Origin of the sequence: Acidovorax sp. Root70 (assembly GCF_001428225.1) — a bacterium.
Classification (GTDB): Bacteria; Pseudomonadota; Gammaproteobacteria; order Burkholderiales; family Burkholderiaceae_C; genus Acidovorax.
Map to the genome: position 1 here is coordinate 24,659 of NZ_LMHQ01000007.1, position 19,003 is coordinate 43,661.

The 19,003-nt window shown below is 67.5% G+C and carries 13 protein-coding genes; 2 read left to right on the forward strand and 11 right to left on the reverse strand.

Annotated features, from left to right (window positions below; all coding sequences use genetic code 11):
• Positions 1-344: 344 nt before the first annotated feature.
• From ASD94_RS04845 to ASD94_RS04895, 11 genes are all read right to left on the reverse strand, one after another.
• The gene (locus ASD94_RS04845) at positions 345-1,814 is read right to left on the reverse strand and encodes an efflux transporter outer membrane subunit (RefSeq protein WP_056639391.1); all 1,470 of its coding nucleotides are present in this window, start codon (positions 1,812-1,814) and stop codon (positions 345-347) included.
• Positions 1,811-4,984 carry an efflux RND transporter permease subunit gene (locus ASD94_RS04850; protein ID WP_056639392.1) on the reverse strand — a complete coding sequence of 1,058 codons (3,174 nt, stop codon included), beginning with the start codon at positions 4,982-4,984 and terminating at the stop codon, positions 1,811-1,813. The genes ASD94_RS04845 and ASD94_RS04850 overlap by 4 nt, the downstream gene beginning before the upstream one ends.
• 928 nt (positions 4,985-5,912) lie before the next feature.
• The gene (locus ASD94_RS04855; protein WP_056639394.1) at positions 5,913-9,023 is read right to left on the reverse strand and encodes an MdtB/MuxB family multidrug efflux RND transporter permease subunit; all 3,111 of its coding nucleotides are present in this window, start codon (positions 9,021-9,023) and stop codon (positions 5,913-5,915) included.
• Between the two features lie 54 nt (positions 9,024-9,077).
• Positions 9,078-10,862 (reverse strand): MdtA/MuxA family multidrug efflux RND transporter periplasmic adaptor subunit, encoded by a 1,785-nt coding sequence (locus tag ASD94_RS04860; RefSeq protein ID WP_056639396.1) that lies wholly within the window; start codon positions 10,860-10,862, stop codon positions 9,078-9,080.
• A gap of 150 nt (positions 10,863-11,012) precedes the next feature.
• Positions 11,013-11,654: a LysE family translocator gene (locus tag ASD94_RS04865; RefSeq protein ID WP_056639397.1), complete on the reverse strand. Its 642-nt coding sequence runs from the start codon at positions 11,652-11,654 to the stop codon at positions 11,013-11,015.
• A gap of 129 nt (positions 11,655-11,783) precedes the next feature.
• Positions 11,784-12,404: an ATP-binding cassette domain-containing protein gene (locus ASD94_RS04870; RefSeq protein WP_056639399.1), complete on the reverse strand. Its 621-nt coding sequence runs from the start codon at positions 12,402-12,404 to the stop codon at positions 11,784-11,786.
• 30 nt (positions 12,405-12,434) lie between these two features.
• Positions 12,435-13,352 carry an EamA family transporter gene (locus tag ASD94_RS04875; protein ID WP_056639401.1) on the reverse strand — a complete coding sequence of 306 codons (918 nt, stop codon included), beginning with the start codon at positions 13,350-13,352 and terminating at the stop codon, positions 12,435-12,437.
• Complete coding sequence (locus ASD94_RS04880) at positions 13,349-14,359, reverse strand: SDR family oxidoreductase (RefSeq protein WP_056639403.1); 1,011 nt, start codon at positions 14,357-14,359, stop codon at positions 13,349-13,351. Before ASD94_RS04880 ends, ASD94_RS04875 begins: the two co-directional genes overlap by 4 nt.
• Positions 14,356-15,291 (reverse strand): bile acid:sodium symporter family protein, encoded by a 936-nt coding sequence (locus ASD94_RS04885; RefSeq protein ID WP_082576762.1) that lies wholly within the window; start codon positions 15,289-15,291, stop codon positions 14,356-14,358. The genes ASD94_RS04880 and ASD94_RS04885 overlap by 4 nt, the downstream gene beginning before the upstream one ends.
• A gap of 4 nt (positions 15,292-15,295) precedes the next feature.
• On the reverse strand, positions 15,296-16,663 hold the full coding sequence (locus ASD94_RS04890) for an NAD(P)/FAD-dependent oxidoreductase (protein WP_235510573.1): 1,368 nt from the start codon (positions 16,661-16,663) through the stop codon (positions 15,296-15,298).
• Positions 16,664-16,676: 13 nt separating this feature from the next.
• Positions 16,677-17,507 (reverse strand): SDR family oxidoreductase, encoded by an 831-nt coding sequence (locus ASD94_RS04895; protein WP_056639406.1) that lies wholly within the window; start codon positions 17,505-17,507, stop codon positions 16,677-16,679.
• Between the two features lie 89 nt (positions 17,508-17,596).
• Between ASD94_RS04895 and ASD94_RS04900 the strand changes: the two genes are divergently transcribed.
• Together ASD94_RS04900 and ASD94_RS04905 are read left to right on the forward strand one after the other, a co-directional pair.
• A complete protein-coding gene (locus ASD94_RS04900) occupies positions 17,597-18,349 on the forward strand; it encodes an IclR family transcriptional regulator (protein WP_056639408.1) in 753 nt (250 codons plus the stop codon).
• Between the two features lie 45 nt (positions 18,350-18,394).
• A complete protein-coding gene (locus tag ASD94_RS04905) occupies positions 18,395-18,763 on the forward strand; it encodes a hypothetical protein (protein WP_056639409.1) in 369 nt (122 codons plus the stop codon).
• Positions 18,764-19,003 lie beyond the last annotated feature (240 nt).

Below are 19,003 nucleotides of genomic sequence, written 5' to 3' on the forward strand. Positions count from 1 at the left end.
CTAGCTCTGCGAGCACCAGGAGACAGTCGCCACCACGCCCCCGGGCCTCGTAGATCGGGGGCACTTGCCCGCTGCCCCGTGGGCGCCCGGGAATAGGTTCGCCAGCCAGTGGATGGGCTGCGCCGGCTTGGCCCAGATGCCACGACTCCTTGTGATGGCGCTGGATGCATGGGCCAGGCATGCACAGTGAGCTGACCACGCCGATCAAAGTGGACGGTGGCAGCGCCTTTGGTTTGCAGGCGCCACGACGCGATCCGCAGAGCGCTGGGGCCCATTTCGCGACCGCTGCTTGTTGGGGTTCAACGTGCACCATCGCCCTTGGGTCGATTTGCGACGGCTGTGGCCTACCCTTCCTCCACCTCCCAGCGGCCCGCCACGTTCTTCAGCAGCGCGTTCACCGCCGTCAGGCGGCGGCTCTTCACGTCGATCAGGCTGCGCTGCGATGACAGCACGGTGGTCTGGGCGGCCAGCACATTCAGGTAGCCCACGGTGCCCGCACGGTACTGGTTCTCCACCACGTCCAGCGCACGCTGGGCGGCGGCGGTGGCCTCGCGCTGCAGTTGTTCCTCCTGCGCCAGCGCGGCGGCGGCCGTGAGGTTGTCCTCCACCTCCTGCAGCGCGGTCAGCACCGTCTGGCGGTAGGCGGCCGTGACCTGCGCGTGGTTGGCACGGGCGGTCTCTACCGCAGCACTGCGCGCACCGCCGTCAAAAATCGACGCCGCGAGCGCCGGCCCCAGCGACCAGAACAGGTTGGGCGCGCTGAACAGCTCCGCCAGCGGCGCCCCCCGGTATCCGCCCGCTGCCGACAGCGTGAGCGTGGGGAAATACGCCGCGCGCGCCACGCCGATCTGCGCGTTGGCCGCCGCCACGCGGCGTTCGGCAGCGGCGATATCGGGGCGGCGCTGCAGCAGGTCGGACGGCAGGGCCTGGGGCACATCGGCCGGTGCGGGCAGCGCGGCGGTGGGCTCCAGCGCAAAGGCAGCAGGCGCCTGCCCCAGCAACGCTGCCAGCGCGTGCTCCAGCTGGCTGCGCGTGGTTTGGGCCTCCAGCAGCTGCACCTGGGTGGACTTGTACTGCGCCTCGGCCTGCGCCACATCGGCGCTGGAGGCCACACCGGCCGCCTGGCGGTTGCGCGTCAGCTCCCAGCTGCGGTCGTAGGCCTTGAGCGTCTCGCCCAGCAGCGCCGCCTGGGCCTCGGCCGCGCGCAGTGAAAAATACGTCTGCGCCACGGCCGCCTGCAGCGACAGCCGCGCAGCGGCCAGGTCGTCGGCACTGGCCTGAGCACTGGCCTGCGCGGCACTCACCCCGGCGGAGATGCGCCCCCACAGGTCCAGCTCCCAGCTGGCGGTGAGGCCCAGCGAATGGCTGGTACTGATGCGCGCGGTGCTGCTGCCATCGCCCTGATTACTCAGCTGCGTGCCGCTGCGCGCACGGCTGCTGCTGGCATTGGCCCCCACGGTGGGCAAGGCGGCCGCGCTACTGCTGGTCACGGCCGCCTGGGCCGCGCGCAGGCGGGCGGCGCTTTGCGCCAGGGTGGGGCTGTTGGCCTCGGCCTGTTGCTGCAGGCGGTCCAGCACAGCGTCGCCGTACACGGTCCACCAGGTCTCGGGCAAAGCGGTGGAGGCCTGCGGCTGCGCGGGCTTCCAGATGCCCTGGGCCTGGGCGGCAGCCTGCTCTTTGTAGGCGGCCGGAATGTCCATGGTGGGCCGCTCATACGGCGGCGTCTGCGCGCAGCCCGCCAGCCACAGGCCGCTGGCCAGCAACGCAGGCCCGGCCGTCCGGCTAGCCAGGCGAGAAAAAGTGAAAGAGGTCATCCGTCGTTTCCTTGCAATACCACCGGGGCCGCGGGCATGGCGCCCGCTGGCTTGCGGCGCCGCTGCACGGCACGCAGCACGCGCGCACGCAGCCGGTCGAGCGCCACATAGACCACCGGCGTGGTGTAGAGCGTGAGCCACTGGCTCACCAGCAGGCCACCCACAATCGCAATACCCAGCGGCTGCCGCAGCTCGGCCCCATCGCCCCGCCCGAGGGCCAGTGGCAAGGCCCCAAAGATAGCGGCCACGGTGGTCATCAGAATGGGGCGCAGCCGCAGGTTGCATGCGCGGTAGATGGCCTGCGCTGCGGTGACGGGCGCCCTGCCCGGCTCGCCCTGCTGTCGTTGCCGCGTGAGGGCAAAGTCGATCATCATGATCGCGTTCTTCTTCACGATGCCGATCAGCAGAATCACGCCAATGAGTGCGATGAGCGAGAACTCGGTCTTGAACAGCATGAGCGCCAGCAAAGCGCCCACGCCCGCAGACGGCAGCGTGGACAGGATGGTGATGGGGTGCACCAGGCTCTCGTACAACATGCCCAGCACCAGGTAGATGGTGATGATGGCTGCCAGGATCAGCAGCGGCTGGCCCGCCAGTGCGTCCTGAAACGCCCCCGCCGTGCCGCTGAACGAGCCGCGCACCGACACCGGCACGCCCAACTCAGCCACCGCGTTGTTCACCGCCTCGGTGGCCTGCGACAGCGACACCCCCGGCGCCAGGCTGAAGCTGATGCTGCTGGCGGGCGTGCCCCGGTCGTGGTTGACCGACAGCGGCGTGTTGGTGGTGGTGATGCGCGCAAACGCCGTGAGCGGAATCTGCTGCCCCTGGCTGTTGACGAAGAAGAAGCCGCGCAGCGTCTCGGGGTTCTGCAGGTAGCGCGGCGCAGCCTCCATCACCACGCGGTACTGGTTGAGCGGGTTGTAGATCACGCCCACCTGGCGCTGGCCAAAGGCGTTGTTGAGCGTGGCGTCGATCTGCGCCATGGTCAAGCCCAGGCGCGTGACGGCATCGCGGTCGATGACCAGCGAGGTCTGCAGTCCAAAGTCCTGCACGTCGCTGTTCACGTCCTCCAGCTCGGGCAGCTGGCTCAGCACCTGGCGGATGCGCGGCTCCCAGGTGCGCAGGTCGCCAATGTCGTCGGCCTGCAGGGTGTAGTCGAAGGATGCACCGCTCTGCCGCCCACCAATGCGGATGTCGCGCTGCGGCACCAGGAACAGGCGCGCGCCCGGCTCGTTCTTGAGTTGCTCGCGCAGCCGCGTTATCACGGCCTCGGAACTCTCCTGCCCCGGCCCGCGCTTGAGGGTCATGAACATCTGCGCCGCATTGCGCTGCCAGCCCCCTGTGAAGCCGGTTACGTGTTCCACGGCCGGATCGGCCTGCACGATGGACAGGAAACGCTGCAGCCGCTGCTCCATGGCCTGGTAGGACGTGGCCTGGTCGGCTCGGATGAAGCCCGAGATGCGCCCGGTGTCCTGCTCGGGCATGAATCCCTTGTCGATGGCGGTGTAGAGGTACACGTTGAGCCCCACCACACACGCCAGCGCCAGCAAGGCCACGGGCTGGTGGCGCAGGCACCAGGCCAGGCTGCGGCGGTACAGGCGCATGCCTCGCACCTGGATACGCTCCACCCAGCGACCAAGCCGATGGCTGAAGGCCCCCACCCAGCCCCGGCGCTGCGCCGGTGCCGGGCTGTGGGGCTTGAGCAGTGCCGCGCACATCATGGGCGTGGTGGTGAGCGACACCACCATCGACACCAGGATGGCCGAGGACATGACGATGGCGAACTCGCGGAAAAACCGCCCCACGATGCCGCCCATGAACAAGATGGGCACGAACACCGCAATCAGCGAGATGCTCATCGACACCACGGTGAAGCCGATCTCGCGCGCTCCGTCGAGAGACGCCCTCAGCGCGGTCTTGCCCCGTTCCATGTGGCGCATGATGTTCTCCAGCACCACGATGGCGTCGTCCACCACAAAACCCGTGGCCACGGTGAGCGCCATCAGCGAGAGGTTGTCGAGCGTGTAGCCCGCCAGGTACATCACGCCAAACGTGCCGGCCAGCGACACCGGCACCGCCACGCTGGGGATGAGCGTGGCGCGCCCGTTGCGCAAGAAGAGAAACACCACCAGCACCACCAGCGCCACCGCAATCAGCAGCGCACGCTCCACCTCCTTGACCGACGCGCGCAGCGTGGGCGTGCGGTCGGACACCACCTCGATGTCGATGGCCGCCGGGATGGACGCCTGCAGCGCGGGCAGCAGCGAGCGCACGCGCTCCACGGCCTCCAGAATGTTGGCGCCGGGCTGCTTGTACACCTGCAGCAGCACGGCCGGCTTGCCGTTGGCCACGCCGAAGTTGCGCACGTCCTGCACCGAGTCCACCACGTCGGCCACGTCCTGCAGGCGCACGGCCTGCCCGTTCTTCCAGCGCAGCACCAGCGGGGCATAGTCGGCCGCCACACGGGCCTGGTCGTTGGTGGCCACCTGCCAGTAGTGGTCCTCCCGCTCCACCGCACCCAGGGGCCGGTTGGCGTTGGTGCTGACGATGGCGCTGCGCACCTGTTCCAGCGAGATGCCGTTGGACGCGAGCCGCACCGGGTCCAGCTCCACCCGCACGGCGGGCAGCGCGCCGCCGCTCACCGTGGCCTGGCCGACGCCCTCGACCTGCGAGAGCTTTTGCGCGAGCACGGTGGAGGCCGCGTCGTACATCTGTCCGCGGGTGAGCAGGTCCGACGTGAGTGCCAGGATCATGATGGGCGAGTCGGCCGGGTTGACCTTGCGGTAGGTCGGGTTGCTGGGCATGCCCGTGGGCAGCAGCGTGCGTGCGGCGTTGATGGCAGCCTGCACATCGCGCGCGGCGCTGTCTACGTTGCGGTCCAGGTCGAACTGCAGCGTGATGGAGGTGCTGCCCAAGATGGAGCGCGAGGTGATCTCGGTGACGCCCGCAATCGCGCCCAGCGACCGCTCCAGCGGCGTGGCGACGGTGGCGGCCATGGTGTCGGGGCTGGCACCGGGCAGGCTGGCGCTGATCGAGATGGTGGGGTAGTCCACCTGCGGCAGCGGGGCCACGGGCAGCAGGAAGAACGACACCGCACCCGCCAGTGCCAGGCCCAGGGTGAGGAGCATGGTGCCGATGGGGCGGTGGATGAAGGGGGTGGAGAGGCTCATGGGGGGGCTCTCCGGGTAGTTTTTTGGTGTTTTTGGCTGGGTGCGCTAGTGGGATATGCGCTCGCAGCTATTGATTTTGTAGTGTTTGGTTGCGTGCGCTGGTATGGCCGCATGCCTTTGTTGAGGGCGGAGGCCGGGAGTCGCCCGGCATGCGAGTCCCTTTCTTTCGCGTCGCCGAAAGAAAGGAACCAAAGAAAGGGCGACCCCACTGTCTGCGTGCGAGTCCCTTTCTTTCGCGTCGCCGAAAGAAAGGAACCAAAGAAAGGGCGACCCCACTGTCTGCGTCCCCTGCGCTTCGCTACGGGGCAACCTGCGGTGCCCGGGTTTGGCGGGGTCTCGCTCGAACTCGCTCCGTTTCACTTCGCTCAGACAATCGCGAGCCCTGATCCGCCAAACCCTGCGCTCCTCGGCGCATCCAGAGGGGCAAGGGGAACAGAACATCCACTCGGGCCTTTGCTTCGCTCGGCCCAGCTTGCGCAGCGCGTGGCTCTTGCGCCCGCGAGACGAGGCCGAGCGAAGCAATGGCCCGAATGGATGTTGGCTGTTCGGATGTTCGGATGTCCCACCCCTGCTGGCTGCGCCTGCGGCGGGGCGGTTGCGGGGTGAGCATGGGCGTCGGAGCGCCCATGCTTCGTGAGCTGACTCGCCGTGGCTGTCCGAGCGGCGCGCGCCAGCGCAAAGCGAGTTCCACGGCGCACCCCGCAACCGCACCGCCGCAGGTTTGCCCCTTCGCACCNGAAGGGGTCGCAGACTGGGGGTCGCCTTTTCTTTGGTGACTTTCTTTTGGCGAAGCAAAAGAAAGTTACTCGCATGCCGGGCGACTCCCGGCCTCCGCCCTCACCCCAAGCATGCGTGTCAAACCAGCACGCCAAAGCTTCAACACGGCCAGCCCGAACGGCAAACGAAAAAGCGCAACCCGAAGACGCCATCACGCCACCTCACCCCGCCGCCCACGCCACCGCTGCGCCCACCCCTCAAACGTGAGGTAAATCACCGGCGTCGTGAACAGCGTGAGCAACTGACTCAGGATCAACCCCCCCACCATCGTCACCCCCAGCGGATGCCGCAGCTCACTGCCCACCCCTGTCCCAAGCATCATCGGCAACGCCCCCAGCAAAGCCGCCAACGTCGTCATCAGGATGGGCCGGAACCGCAACAGACACGCCTGATAAATCGCATCGCGCGCACTCAAGCCCTCGTCCCGCTGCGCCTCCAGCGCAAAGTCGATCATCATGATTGCGTTCTTCTTCACAATGCCGATCAGCAGCACGATGCCGATGATGGCAATGATGTCCAGGTCCAGCCGCGCGGCCATCAACGCCAGCAACGCACCCACCCCGGCCGAGGGCAGCGTGGACAAAATCGTGACCGGGTGCACCGTGCTCTCATACAGCACGCCCAGCACGATGTACATGGTGACCACCGCCGCCAGGATCAGCAGCAGCGTGTTCGACAACGACGCCTGGAACGCCAGCGCCGCGCCTTGAAAGCTCGTCTCCACCGACAGCGGCAACTGCCCCTCAGCCTGCACGGCCGCCTTCTCGCGCTCGATGGCCGCTACCGCATTGCCCAGCGACACGCCCGGCGCGGTGTTGAACGAAATGGTGGCGGCGGGCAACTGGCCCACGTGGTTGACCACCAGCGGCATGTTGCGCTCCTCGATGCGCGCCACCGACGACAGCGGCACCGGCGCCCCCACGCTGGAGGGCACATAGATGCTCTGCAGCGCCTCGGGCCCGACCTTGAACTGCGGCGCCACCTCCAGCACCACGCGGTACTGGTTGGACTGGGTGAAGATGGTCGAGATCAGCCGCTGGCCGAAGGCGTTGTACAGCGCCGCGTCGATGCCCGCCACCGTCACACCCAGCCGGCTGGCCTGGGCGCGGTCGATCTGCACATAGGCCTGGCGGCCCTGGTCCTGCAGGTCGCTGGCTACATCGGTCAGCTCGGGCAAGGCGCGCAGGCGGCGCAGCAGCTCGGTGGTGCTGGTGGTCAGCTGCTGCATGTCGGGCGACGACAGCAGCCACTGGTATTGCGTGCGTGCCACCCGGTCTTCAATGGTCAGGTCCTGCACGGGCTGGATGAACAGGCGAATGCCCGGCAGGTTGTGCACACGCTCGGCCAGGCGCTGCTGCACCACATCGGCCTTGTCGCGGTCTGCATGGGGTTGCAGGTCGATCAACAGGCGGCCGGTGTTGAGCGTGGTGTTGGCGCCATCGACGCCAATGAACGACGAGACGCTGCGCACGGCCGGGTCTTGCAGCAGGCGCTCAGCCACGGCCTGCTGGCGCTCGGCCATGCCGGCAAACGAGATCGACTGGTCGGCCTCAGTGGTGGCCTGCAGCGTGCCGGTGTCCTGCACCGGAAAGAACCCTTTGGGGATGAACAGGTACAGCACCACGGTGAGCGCCAGCGTAGCCGCAAACACCAGCCAGGTGGTGCCCCGGTGGTTCAGCACCCAGCCCAGCATGCGGCCATAGCCCGCGATGGTGCGGTCAAAGAAATGGCCCGTGGCGCGGTACAGGCGGCCATGGCTCTCCTCGGGCGTGTGGCGCAGCAGGCGCGCGCACAGCATGGGTGTGAGCGTGAGCGACACCACGGCCGAGATCAGGATGGACACGGCCAGCGTGATAGCGAACTCGTGGAACAACCGCCCCACCACATCGCCCATGAACAGCAGCGGGATCAGCACCGCGATCAGCGAGATAGTGAGCGAGATGATGGTGAAGCCGATCTGCTGCGAGCCCTTGAGCGCGGCCGCGAGCGGTGCCTCGCCCTCTTCCACATAGCGGGCAATGTTCTCAATCATCACGATGGCATCGTCCACCACAAAGCCGGTGGAGATGGTCAGCGCCATCAGCGTGAGGTTGTTGATGGAAAAGCCCGCGAGGTACATCACCCCGCAGGTGCCGATGAGCGACAGCGGCACGGCCACGCTCGGGATCAGCGTGGCCGATGGGCTGCGCAAAAAGACAAAGATCACCGCCACCACCAGCAGCACGGCCAGGCCCAGCTCCACCTGCATGTCGCGCACCGAGGCGCGCACTGTGACCGTGCGGTCGGTCAACACCTGCACATCCAGCGACGCGGGCAAGGTGCTTTGCAGCTGCGGCAGCAGAGCCTTGATGCGGTCCACCGTGTCGATCACGTTGGCACCGGGCTGGCGGCGGATGTTGAGGATCACGCCGGGCTTGGCGCCCGTGTCTGCCGTGCCCGCCCAGGCGGCGAGGCGCGTGTTCTCGGCATCGTCCACCGTTTCGGCCACGTCCTTCAAGCGCACCGGGGCGCCATTCTTGAAGGCAATGATGAGGTCGCGGTATTCGGCCGCCGACTGCAACTGGTCGTTGGCATCAATGGTGGATGCACGGGCCGGGCCGTCAAAGCCGCCCTTGGCCTGCTTGACGTTGGCTGCTGCGATGGAGGTGCGCACGTCCTCCAGCGTGAGGCCCAGCTGCGCCAGTGCCGTGGGGTTGGCCTGGATGCGCACGGCCGGGCGGCGCCCGCCCGCAATCGCCACCAGACCCACGCCCTGCACCTGCGAGAGCTTGGGTGCCAGGCGGTTTTCCACCAGATCGTTCACGCGGATCACGGGCAACGAAGGCGAGGTGATAGCCAACGTGAGGATGGGCGCATCGGCCGGGTTGACCTTGCTGTACAGCGGCGGCATGGGCAGGTCGCTGGGCAGCAGGTTGCTGCCTGCGTTGATGGCCGCCTGCACCTGCTGCTCGGCTACGTCCAGCGCCATGTCGAGCGCAAAACGCAGCGTGATCACCGAAGCCCCGCCCGAGCTGGTGGACGACATTTGCGACAGCCCCGGCATCTGGCCGAACTGCCGCTCCAGCGGTGCGGTGACGTTGGAGGTCATCACGTCCGGGCTCGCGCCGGGGTATAGCGTGGTGACCTGGATGGTGGGGTAGTCCACCTCGGGCAGGGCCGAGGTGGGCAGCAGCCGGTAGGCCATCAGCCCCGCGATCAGGATCGCCACCATCAGCAGCGCAGTAGCGATGGGACGCAGGATGAAAAGGCGCGACAGGTTCATGGCGACGGGTGCGCTGGCAAAACAGGCAGGGGAGAAACCGGGGTGCTGCTGCGCTCAGCGCGCCGGGCTGGCCGCGCCACCGGGGGACGGCGGCTGCTGTTGCAGCCGCTCGCGGATGTAGGCACGGCGCTCCTCCTGCGGCATTGCCATCACGCGGGCGCGCTCGTCGGCGGGCATCTGGTCCAGCAGTGCCTTCACCTGCGGAGGGATGCCCCTTGGGGGTTCCGCGGCACGCTCTGCAGGCGCTGCGGGGGCTGCAGACGGTGCAGGCGGCGCCGCGCCTGGGGAGGCTTGCGGTGCAGCGGCACGGGCTGGTGCTTCACTGCGCTGCTGTTGTGGCGCCGCAGAGGCCTGCGGAGCAGACGCCGGGGCAGCGGCGGGAGCACCCACACCCGACGCGGAAGATGAAGCAGATGACGCCGCCGACGCTGGAGCGGCTGCGCCGCCCGCACCCATCTGCGCCCGCCGCTCGCGCAGGAAAGTGCGGCGCTCTTCGGGGCTCATCTTCTGCAGCTTTTCGCGCACATCGGGCGGCAGCGATGCGATGAAGGCACGGCGCTGTGCGGCCTGGTCCTGGGCCGCCTGGTCAGCACGGGTGACAGCACCGGCATCGATGACGGCGACCTTGGCGCCTTCGCGCAGGCGGTCGATGCCGTCTGTGACCACCTGCTCGCCCTCGCGCAGCTCGCCTTCGACGCTCACCCGGTCGCCGTCGGTCACGCCCACTCGGATGCGACGCTGGGTCACGGTGCTGTCTTCCTGCACCAGGTAGACATAGTTGTTCTGCACGGCCGTGGCCGGCACGGTCAGCGCGCCCTGGAGCAGGTTGACCTGCAGGCGCACGTTGACGAACTGGTTGGGGTACAGGGCGCCGTCTTCATTGGCAAAAGCGGCCTTGACCTTGATGGTGCCGGTGGTGCTGTCGATGGCGTTGTCCAGCGCCACCACACGGCCCTTGGCCAGCTGGCGGCGGCTGTCGCGGTCCCACAGCTCCACGGGCAGCTCCTCGCCAGCGGCCATGCGGCGGCGCATCTGGGGCAGGTGCGCCTCGGGCACGGAGAACGCTGCATCGATGGGCCGCACCTGGTTGATGGTGACGATGCCGTTCGCGTCGCTCGGCCCCACCACATTGCCCTTGTCTGCCTGGCGCAGGCCCAGCCGGCCGGCAAAAGGTGCGGTGACCTGGGTGTAGCTCAGTTGCAGGCGCGCGGCATCGACCTGCGCCTGGTCGGATGCCACGGTGCCTTCCAGCTGCCGCACCAGCGCAGCCTGGGTGTCCACCTGCTGGCTGGCGATGGAGTCGCGCGCCAGCAGGTCCTGATAACGCTTGAGGTCGAGCTGCGCATTCTTGAGCAGAGCCTGGTCGCGCTGCAGCGTGCCCTGGGCCTGCGACAGCGCAGCCTGGTAGCTGCGTGCATCGATCTCGGCCAGCAACTGGCCAGCACGCACCTCGTCGCCTTCCTTGAAGCGCACGGACGTCAGCTCGCCGCTGACCTTGGCGCGCACCACGGCCGTGGCGCGGGCGCTCATGGTGCCGATGGCGCTCACCACTACCCGCACATCGCCCCGCTGCACGGTGCCCACCGACACGGGCTGCATGTTGCCGCCGCCAAAGCGCCCGGGGCCGCCGCCCGGCCTGCGCGCCGCGTTCGGGCCCGTGGCGGAACCGCCAGCGGTGGCCGCAGCCGCTGCATCCTGGCGCTGCTTCCACCACCAGGCACCACCGCCCACCGCCGCCAAAGCAATGGCGGCCAGCAACAACGCGGAGGTCCAACGCAGCTTGCCGGACTGCAATTGTGCGGGCCTCTGTGGACGGGCAAACGAACGGTTCAGGGGCATGGTGGGGCGCAACCAGGAATGAGCGAAGGGGTATGGTAGCCAGCGCATCCCCCGGGGCCGCCGTCCGGCAGGCCCCCTTTACCGGGGATTTACGCGCGCTTTGGGCGGGGTTTACCGATGTATCGGCTCAGCCCCGCCCGGGGGTCGAAATCAGCGGTTGGTGGCCAGCAGAAGGCCACCAGCGCCCATGAAAAAGCCGCCCGTGGCCTTGTTCAGTCGGGCCACGCCGCGCGAGGTGCGGATGAAGCGGCGAATCTGGCGCCCGAAGCTGGCGTACACGGCGGTCGATACGAATTCACTGCCCAGATAGATGGACCCGAGCACCAGAAACTGGCGCGCCGCAGGCTGCGCGGGGTCGATGAACTGCGGAAAGATCGCCGCGAACAGGATGATCGCCTTGGGGTTGGTGATGCCCAGCAGAAACTCCTGGGTGATGAGCGCACGCAGAGAGAACTGCGCCGGTTGGCCCGATGCCGGGGTACCGCCGGGCGCATCATCCAGTGCCAGGCCTCTGAACTCGCGGCTGTGCCAAGCCTTCCAGCCCAGCCAGAACAGGTAGGCGGCGCCCACCCACTTCACCGCCGTGAATGCTGCCTCGGACGCCAGCAGCATCGCGCCCAGCCCCACCGCAGACACGGTCAGAAAAATGGCAAACGCCGCTGCACGGCCCACCGTAGCGATCAGCGCGGGGCCCACACCTGCACGGATGCCGTTGTTGAGGCCACAAAAGTTGTTGGGCCCGGGGGTGAGCGAGATGGCGATGGCAACCGGAACAAATAGCAGCGCATCCATGGGGCGGTCCTTGCAGGGTGGGGCGTGAGTGAGAGGAAACGGTCAGCTCTGCAGTCTAAGGCAGACCTTGCCGACACAACCGCCCCTAGGACACATGCCCCCAAGGCGCCGTCTACCACCTCACAACCGCTACAGATCCAGCACAGAACCCCAGGGCACATCGGGCAGGGCTTCGTAGTGCGCCACCACGGTCAGGCGATCTGGTCGGGCCGCCCGGGACGCCAGGGCCTGCGCGAGGTAGCGGATGGAAGGTTTATCCAGCCCGCCCACCGGCTCGTCGATCAAGGTCAGCGGTGCATTCGATGCCAAGGCCCCGGCCATGAGCACCTTGCGCTTGCTGCCGGTAGACAGGGCATAAAAAGGCTTGTCCAGATGCTCGTGCAGGCTGAACCCGTCGATGTGCTCAACCAGGGCTGCCGCATCCCACAGGGGGTAGCGCGCGGGCAGGCTGTCGAGCCAACCCCGGGCCGTGAGCGGGTCCCACTCGCTGGATCGCGGGTCCGCCCAGAAGACCAGTGATGCCGAGATCTTGGCGGCTTCTTTCAGTTCCACCCCCTGCAGCGTGATGCTGCCAGCCTGCGCTGTCAGCTCGCCAGCCAGCACACGCAGCAGCGTGGTTTTGCCGGTGCTTTCATCACCTCGCACCAAAGCCAGACCCGGGGGCCAGGCCAGCGACAGGTTGTCCAGCACCGCACACTCCGGATACGCAAACCGCAACCCTTTGACCCACAAAAACGCGCTCTCAGCCACCCTGCCTCCTCGATGCGGAAAGCGGCCATTCTAGGAAGCTGCCGCACGCCGGGCCCACCACAAGCCTCCCACCTGGTTCACCACCAGCCCACAGAGCACCGCAGCCGCACCCGCCCACTGCACAGGTGCAGGCGTTTCACCCAGGAAGGCGTAGGCCGCCCACAGCCCCACCACCGGCACCAGCAACGAAAACGGCGTGACCCGTCCCGCCGCATGGCGCTGCAGCAGCTGCGTCCACAACGTGTAGGCCAGCAAAGTGGCCAGAAAGGCCAGGTAGGCCACGGCCAGCAACCCCGTGCCATTCAAAGACTGCAGCTGTCCCCAGACGGCGGCGGAGCCATCGCTCCACAACGCCAGCGCAAAAAACGGCCCGATGGGCACCACGCTGCTCCACACGATGAACGGAAACGGCGCATACGCCCCGGCCTGCGCCGCGCGGCGTGCCACCAGGTTGGACACCGCCCACATGAACGCCGCCCCCAGGGTGAGCACAAACCCCGCCAGCGTCATCTGGCCCGGCCCCTCGCCATGCGCGAGACCGATGGTCATCAAGCCGCCGAACGCCAGCAACAAGCCCCCCCACTGCCAGGGCTTGGCGCGCTCCCCCAGCAACGGCGCGGCCAGCAACAAGGTGAAGAACGCCTGGGTCTGCATCACCACCGACGCCATGCCCGCCGTCATGCCCAGCTGCAGCCCCAGAAACAGAAAGCCGAACTGCCCCAGCCCCTGCGCCAGCCCATAGCCCACCACAAAGCGCCAAGGCAAAGCCGGGCGCGGCACGACGAGCAAAAAGGGCAGCGATGCCGCTGTAAAGCGCAGCGCGCCCAGCAGCATGGGGCTCAGGCCCTGCAGGCCGAGCTTCATCACCACAAAGTTCAGCCCCCAGATGACCACCACCGCCAGGGCGCGCAACAGGTCGCCACGGCTCAAGGCCGCTGGCGCATTCATGCGGCCGCCACCGCAGCGCCCGCTGCCACCGGACGGCCCTGCCGCGCCCGGGCAGCGACAAAGGCCTCGAACGCCTGGGCACTGGTCTTGCCCGGCACATAGCCCAGCACCTCCTTGAGTGCAGTGTTCAGCAGCACCGGCCGGTAGCGCAGAAAGTCGAGCTGCTCGGGGCCGTAGCGGCTCACGCCGAGCGCAGAGCCCACGGCCAGCGCGGTGCGCAGCAGCCCGGCGGGCAGTTCCAGCACGGGCTTGCCCAGGCGCCGGGCGATCTCGCGCAATGGCAAGGCACCGTCGCCCGCCAGGTTGAAGCAGCCCGACCGCTGCGTGCGCAGCGCATGCAGGATGGCACCGGTCACGTCTTCGTCCCAGATGAAGACAAACGGGCTCTCGCTGCCCCTGATGGCCAGCAGGCGCGGCTTTTCAAACAAGGCCGTGATCTGGTTGTCCACCCGCTCGCCCAGGATGGTGCCGATACGCAGCACTGTCTGCGCCAGCGCCGGGTGCTGCGTGCGGTATTGCGCCAGCATTTCCTCCACCAGCCGCTTATGGTGTGAATAGGCAAACACCTCGTTGCCCCGCAGCGCGTCTGTCTCGCGCAACCATGCGGGGTTGTCGGCGTGGTAGCCGTACGCCGCGCCGCTGGAGCTGACGACCAGCTGCTTCACGCCGGTGGTTACACAGGCATCCAGCACGTTCTGGCTGCCCAGCACGTCCACCGAATATTCAAACTCGCGGCTGGAGCCCTTGCCGGGCGTGACGATGGACGCCAGGTGCACCACGCTGTCGATGGCGTGGTCCGCCAGCGTCTGCGCCAATGCAGGGTCGCGCACGTCCTGCATCCGGTAGGTCACACCGGGCAGGCGGCGCTCGGCGGGCACCTCACGCACATCAGCCGCCACGATGGTCCCTACCCCTTCACGCGCCAGTGCAGCCACCACGCTGCGGCCCAGAAAGCCGTCTGCGCCGGTGACCAGAATGCGGCGGCTTTCCCACCCCAGGCCGGTCATGTGCGCTGCTCCCCAAGCGCGTCGACCGGCGGTAGCTGCGCAGGCCTGCGCCCCCACCAGCCCGCCAGAGTCAGCCCTGCGATGATGTCCCAGAAACCCCACACGCCCGCCACCACGGCCATACCGCCCAGCCCGCCAAAGAAGCTGAAGATCAGCACCAGGCCCAGGCCTGCATTGCGGATGCCGACCTCAATGCTCACGGCGCGCCGGTCGTAGTCGGGCAAGCCGCTGAGCCGTGCGCAAGCGTAGCCGGTGCCGAAGGCCAGCGCATCGTGCAGTGCCACAGCCAGCAGCACCAGACCCACGTAGTCGAGGAAGTAGCGCCAGTTGCCCGCCACCGCACCCACGATGAAGCCGATGAGGCACAAAAAACTGAGGATGCGCACGGGCTTGTTCACGCGCTGCGTGAAGCGCGGCAGCTTTTCGGCACACAGGATGCCCAGCACAAACGGCAGCCCGATGATCACCACGATGTGCCCCGCCATCTCCAGCGGGTCGAGCGCAATGCTGCGCAGCAGCGGCGCCGCCGTGGGGTGCATGCCGCCCCAGAAGGCAAAGTTGAGCGGCATGAGCACGATGGCCAGCGCATTGGAGATGGCCGTCATCGACACCGATAGCGCCACATTGCCTCCCGCCCGGTGCGTGAGGATGTTGCTCACATTGCCGGGAGGGCAGCAAGCCACCAGGATCATGCCCAGCGCAATGCTGGGCCCGGGCTTGAGCAGCAGCGTGAGCGCAAAGGTCACCGCAGGCAGCACGATGAACTGCGCGGCAATGCCCACCGCCATGGCACCCGCCATGCGCAGCACGCGCTTGAAGTCGGCCACGCGCGTATCCAGCGCAATGCCGAACATGAGAAAACCCAGCACCCCATTAAGCACCACCAGCGACGCGGGGTTGAAGTTGAGGCGTATTTCGTCCACAGGCAGCATGGCGTCAGTCCTTTGCGGCGAGGGCTGCAGCAGCAGCGCGCACCGCGTTGCGGTAGGTGTCCTTGTGCACGTAGTACGCCATGCGTTCGAGCTGGAGGTACTTGAAGCCACCCGACAGATCGGGCGGCGGCCCGGCCTTGGCCTGTCGCAGGGCCTCGGCGCGCGGCGAGCCCTCGGCCTGTGCCTTGAAGAAGCGCGCCATCAGCTCGGCCTGTTCATAACGGCCCTGCCAGCCGATGCCGCTGGCCTCGATCATGCCCATCACGGCCAGGTTGTCGAACCGGGGCGAAAGGATGTTGAGGTACAGCTGCGGCGCCATGCCCTGCCAGTTGAGCAGGCTGTGGTCAATGAAGGGGTAATGCAGCTTGTACCCGGTGGCGCAGAGCACCAGGTCGTAGTCCTGCGCACTGCCGTCCTTGAAGTGCACCGTGTGGCCTTCAAAACGCGCGATGTCGGGTTTGACGTGGATGTCGCCGTGGCCCAGGTGGTGCAGCACCAGCGAGTTGACCACCGGGTGCGACTCGTACATCTTGTAGTCGGGCTTGGGCAGGCCAAAGCGCGCAGGGTCGCCGGTGAACCATTGCAGCACCACGCTGTCCACTTTCTGCTTGAGCCAGGGCGGCATCTTGAACTTGCCGCCCAGCGTATCGGCGGGCTTGCCGAACACATACTTGGGCACGAAGTAGTAGCCGCGCCGCACCGAGATGTCCACGCTGCGCGCGTAGTGCACCGCGTCCACCGCAATGTCGCAGCCCGAGTTGCCCGCGCCCACCACCAGCACGCGCTTGCCCTTGAACAGCTCGGCACTCTTGTAGGCGCTGGTGTGCAGCAGCTCCCCGTCAAAGTGCCCGTCAAAGCGCGGCATGCTGGGTTCGGCCAGCGTGCCGTTGGCAATGACCACGCCCTTGAACTCTGCGGTTTGCGCGGGGCCACCGTGCTGCGTCCACGTCACGCGCCACAGCGGTGCAGCGCCCTCGCCCACCGGCTCGACCCGGAGCACGCGCGTGCCAAACCAGTAGTGCTGGCGCAGGCCAAAGTGCTCTGCAAAGTCGAAGAAATACTGGCGCATGTCCCGGTGGCTTGGGTAGTCGGCCACCTCGGGGCGCATGGGGAACTCGGTGAACTCCGTGGTGTGCTTGCTGGAGATCAGGTGCGCCGATTCATAGACGGTGCTGCGCGGGTTGTCGATGTTCCACAGCCCTCCCACATCGGTGTGCGCTTCAAAGCCCTGAAAAGGCACACCCAGCTTCTGCAGGTTGCGCGCCGCGGCCAGCCCGCTGGGGCCGGCGCCGATGAGGGCGATGTGGCCGCGCAGGTCCTGTGCGGCGGGCGTTGCAGGGCTTGTCTCCGGCATCGTTGTTGTTGTCGTCATTCGCTTTTCTCTCTCAGGTGTCGATGTTCTTGTCGGCGCGGACTGGCAGCCCCGGAATGGCGGTGGCCCCCGCCTCGCCCACGCGCGGCTTGCGTGGCTGGCCCAGCAGCAGCCGGTCGTGCAGGGCGTCGGGCAACAGGTTCAACAGGCGCGCCAGCCAGCCGATGCGCGCGGGCAACACGATGTGGGTGCGCCCCTGGGCTACAGCTGCCAGCAGGGCACGCGCCGCGTCCTCGGGCTCCATCAGGCCGGGCATGGCAAAACGGTTGCCTGCGGTGAGCGCGGTGCGCAGATAGCCGGGGCTGACCGTGCTCACCACGATGGAATCGCTGCGCAGCTCGGCACGCAGACTCTCCAGGTAACGGATCAGCCCACCCTTGCTGGCGCAGTACGCACCGTTGCCCGGCATGCCCCGCCAGCCCGCAATGCTGGCCACACCCACCAGCGCGCCGCGCCGCTGCGCCCGCATCGCTGCCACAAACGGCTGGAAAGTGGTGGCAGCGCCCAGCAGGTTGATCTCCAGCATGCGCCGCATCACGGCCAGGTCGTCGGCCTGGGCGGTGTCAAAGCCACCGGCCACCCCGGCATTGGCGATGACGAGGTCCGGCGTCCCCTGGCGGCCCATCCAGTCGGCGGCCATGGCCTGCATCGCGGTGGTGTCGGCCACATCGGGCGTATAGACGGTGCAGCGCTCTGGCGCCAGCGCGGCCAGGGTCTCCAGCACGGGCCGGTTCAGGCCCACCAGCGCCAGGGCAGCGCCCTGGCCGATCAGCTCGCGCGCCAGCGCCTGGCCCAGCCCGCCACAGGCGCCAGTGAGCACTACGTTCTGGAAAGAGGCGGTCATGAAGCTCCCGGTGAATTGGGTTTGCAGCTTAGCCACAATGCTGAATAATCCCGAAATGTTTTATGAATTCGTCTCGAATTCCGAGATTTATGACCAACACGCCGCCCAGTCTGCGCCTGTTTGAACTGCTGGAAACGATGTGCGCGCACGGCCAGCCCTTCAGCCTGGGCGATGCCATCGAGGCCACCGGCTGGCCCAAGCCCAGCGTGCATCGCATGCTGGGCCAGTTGGAAGGAGGCGGCCTGCTGGCACGCGAGCCCGACGGGCGGCGCTACACCCCCGCGCCACGCCTGCTGCGCCTGGCCGAAAGCACGCTGAGTGCGGGCACCCAGCATGGGGTGCGCCACGCCGTGCTGCGGCAACTGGTGGCCGACATTGGCGAAAGCTGCAACCTCACGGCGTTGAGTGGCGCTGAAGTGATCTACCTAGACCGGGTGGAGTCAGCCTTTCCGCTGCGCATGGAATTGCGGCCCGGCACCCGCGTGCCCATCCACTGCTCGGCCAGCGGCAAGCTGTTTCTGGCGCACCTGTCGCCCGCACGCCGGGCCGCCATCCTCGACGGTCTGCCCCTCACCCGCCACACCGCCACCACCCTGACCGACCGCGCCGCACTGGAAGCCGAGCTGGAGCAGATCCTGCGGCAAGGCTATGCCACCGATGCCGAGGAGTTTGTGGACGGCCTCGTCTGTGTGGCCGTGCCCGTGATGGCGGGCGGACGGCGGCAGGTGCGCAGCGCCGTGGCACTGCAGGCACCTGCGGCCCGCATGCCACTGACGCGGGCGCTGCAACTGGTGCCCCGGCTGGGAGAAGCCGCACAGGCGCTGGGCCGGACCTGGGCTTGAGCCATCACGCAGCAACCCCCCACGCATTCACCACCTGCTCTCACCATGCAACTGAACTACCTCGACTTTGACTACAGCGAAGACGCTGATGGCAACGGCACCCTGGATGCCATGGCCAGCGTCCTGCCCGCACAACTGCCTGCTTTGCAGAGTGAGATCGCCGCCGTGCTGGCCTGGGCGCATGCACATTGGCCTGGTGCCTGCGCACCGCTGGAAGACGGCGGCGCCTGGCACTACGACCTGCATGGCGTGCAAGAAGTACAGAGCCCGCTGACTTTCTCCTTTGACGAAGCGACCGGGCACCTGCACACGACCACAGGCAGTGCCGCGCCACCACGCACCACGCTGACCCTGACCCTCAGCGGCAGCAGCGACTTCTGCACCGCGTTGCGCGAAGCCTTTGAGATGGAATGAGCTTCCTCTTCACGACCCGTCTCCCCAAGCCAGACCAAAGGGTTAAGGATGTCCTGCATCACCCTCGCGAGTCGGTGATAGTGCGGATCGGGACAGGCCGCAAGGCGTCTTTTTGCAGCCAATAGCCGAGCTATTGGCAAAAAAAGCAACGCAGCGGATGGCCCGAGGCCGCGCTATCACAGACCGCAGGGAGTGATGCAGGACATCCTTATCCCCAATTAACGACAAAAAGCCCCACGT

Excerpts from the sequence above, each read along its gene's own strand:
- ASD94_RS04905 (WP_056639409.1), top strand. The coding sequence starts at position 18,395 with ATGCAACTGAACTACCTCGACTTTGACTACAGCGAAGACGCTGATGGC.
- ASD94_RS04855 (WP_056639394.1), bottom strand. The coding sequence starts at position 9,023 with ATGAACCTGTCGCGCCTTTTCATCCTGCGTCCCATCGCTACTGCGCTG.
- ASD94_RS04895 (WP_056639406.1), bottom strand. The coding sequence starts at position 17,507 with ATGACCGCCTCTTTCCAGAACGTAGTGCTCACTGGCGCCTGTGGCGGG.
- ASD94_RS04860 (WP_056639396.1), bottom strand. The coding sequence starts at position 10,862 with ATGCCCCTGAACCGTTCGTTTGCCCGTCCACAGAGGCCCGCACAATTG.
- ASD94_RS04890 (WP_235510573.1), bottom strand. The coding sequence starts at position 16,663 with ATGACGACAACAACAACGATGCCGGAGACAAGCCCTGCAACGCCCGCC.
- ASD94_RS04845 (WP_056639391.1), bottom strand. The coding sequence starts at position 1,814 with ATGACCTCTTTCACTTTTTCTCGCCTGGCTAGCCGGACGGCCGGGCCT.
- ASD94_RS04880 (WP_056639403.1), bottom strand. The coding sequence starts at position 14,359 with ATGACCGGCCTGGGGTGGGAAAGCCGCCGCATTCTGGTCACCGGCGCA.
- ASD94_RS04865 (WP_056639397.1), bottom strand. The coding sequence starts at position 11,654 with ATGGATGCGCTGCTATTTGTTCCGGTTGCCATCGCCATCTCGCTCACC.
- ASD94_RS04885 (WP_082576762.1), bottom strand. The coding sequence starts at position 15,291 with ATGCTGCCTGTGGACGAAATACGCCTCAACTTCAACCCCGCGTCGCTG.
- ASD94_RS04850 (WP_056639392.1), bottom strand. The coding sequence starts at position 4,984 with ATGAGCCTCTCCACCCCCTTCATCCACCGCCCCATCGGCACCATGCTC.
- ASD94_RS04875 (WP_056639401.1), bottom strand. The coding sequence starts at position 13,352 with ATGAATGCGCCAGCGGCCTTGAGCCGTGGCGACCTGTTGCGCGCCCTG.
- ASD94_RS04900 (WP_056639408.1), top strand. The coding sequence starts at position 17,597 with ATGACCAACACGCCGCCCAGTCTGCGCCTGTTTGAACTGCTGGAAACG.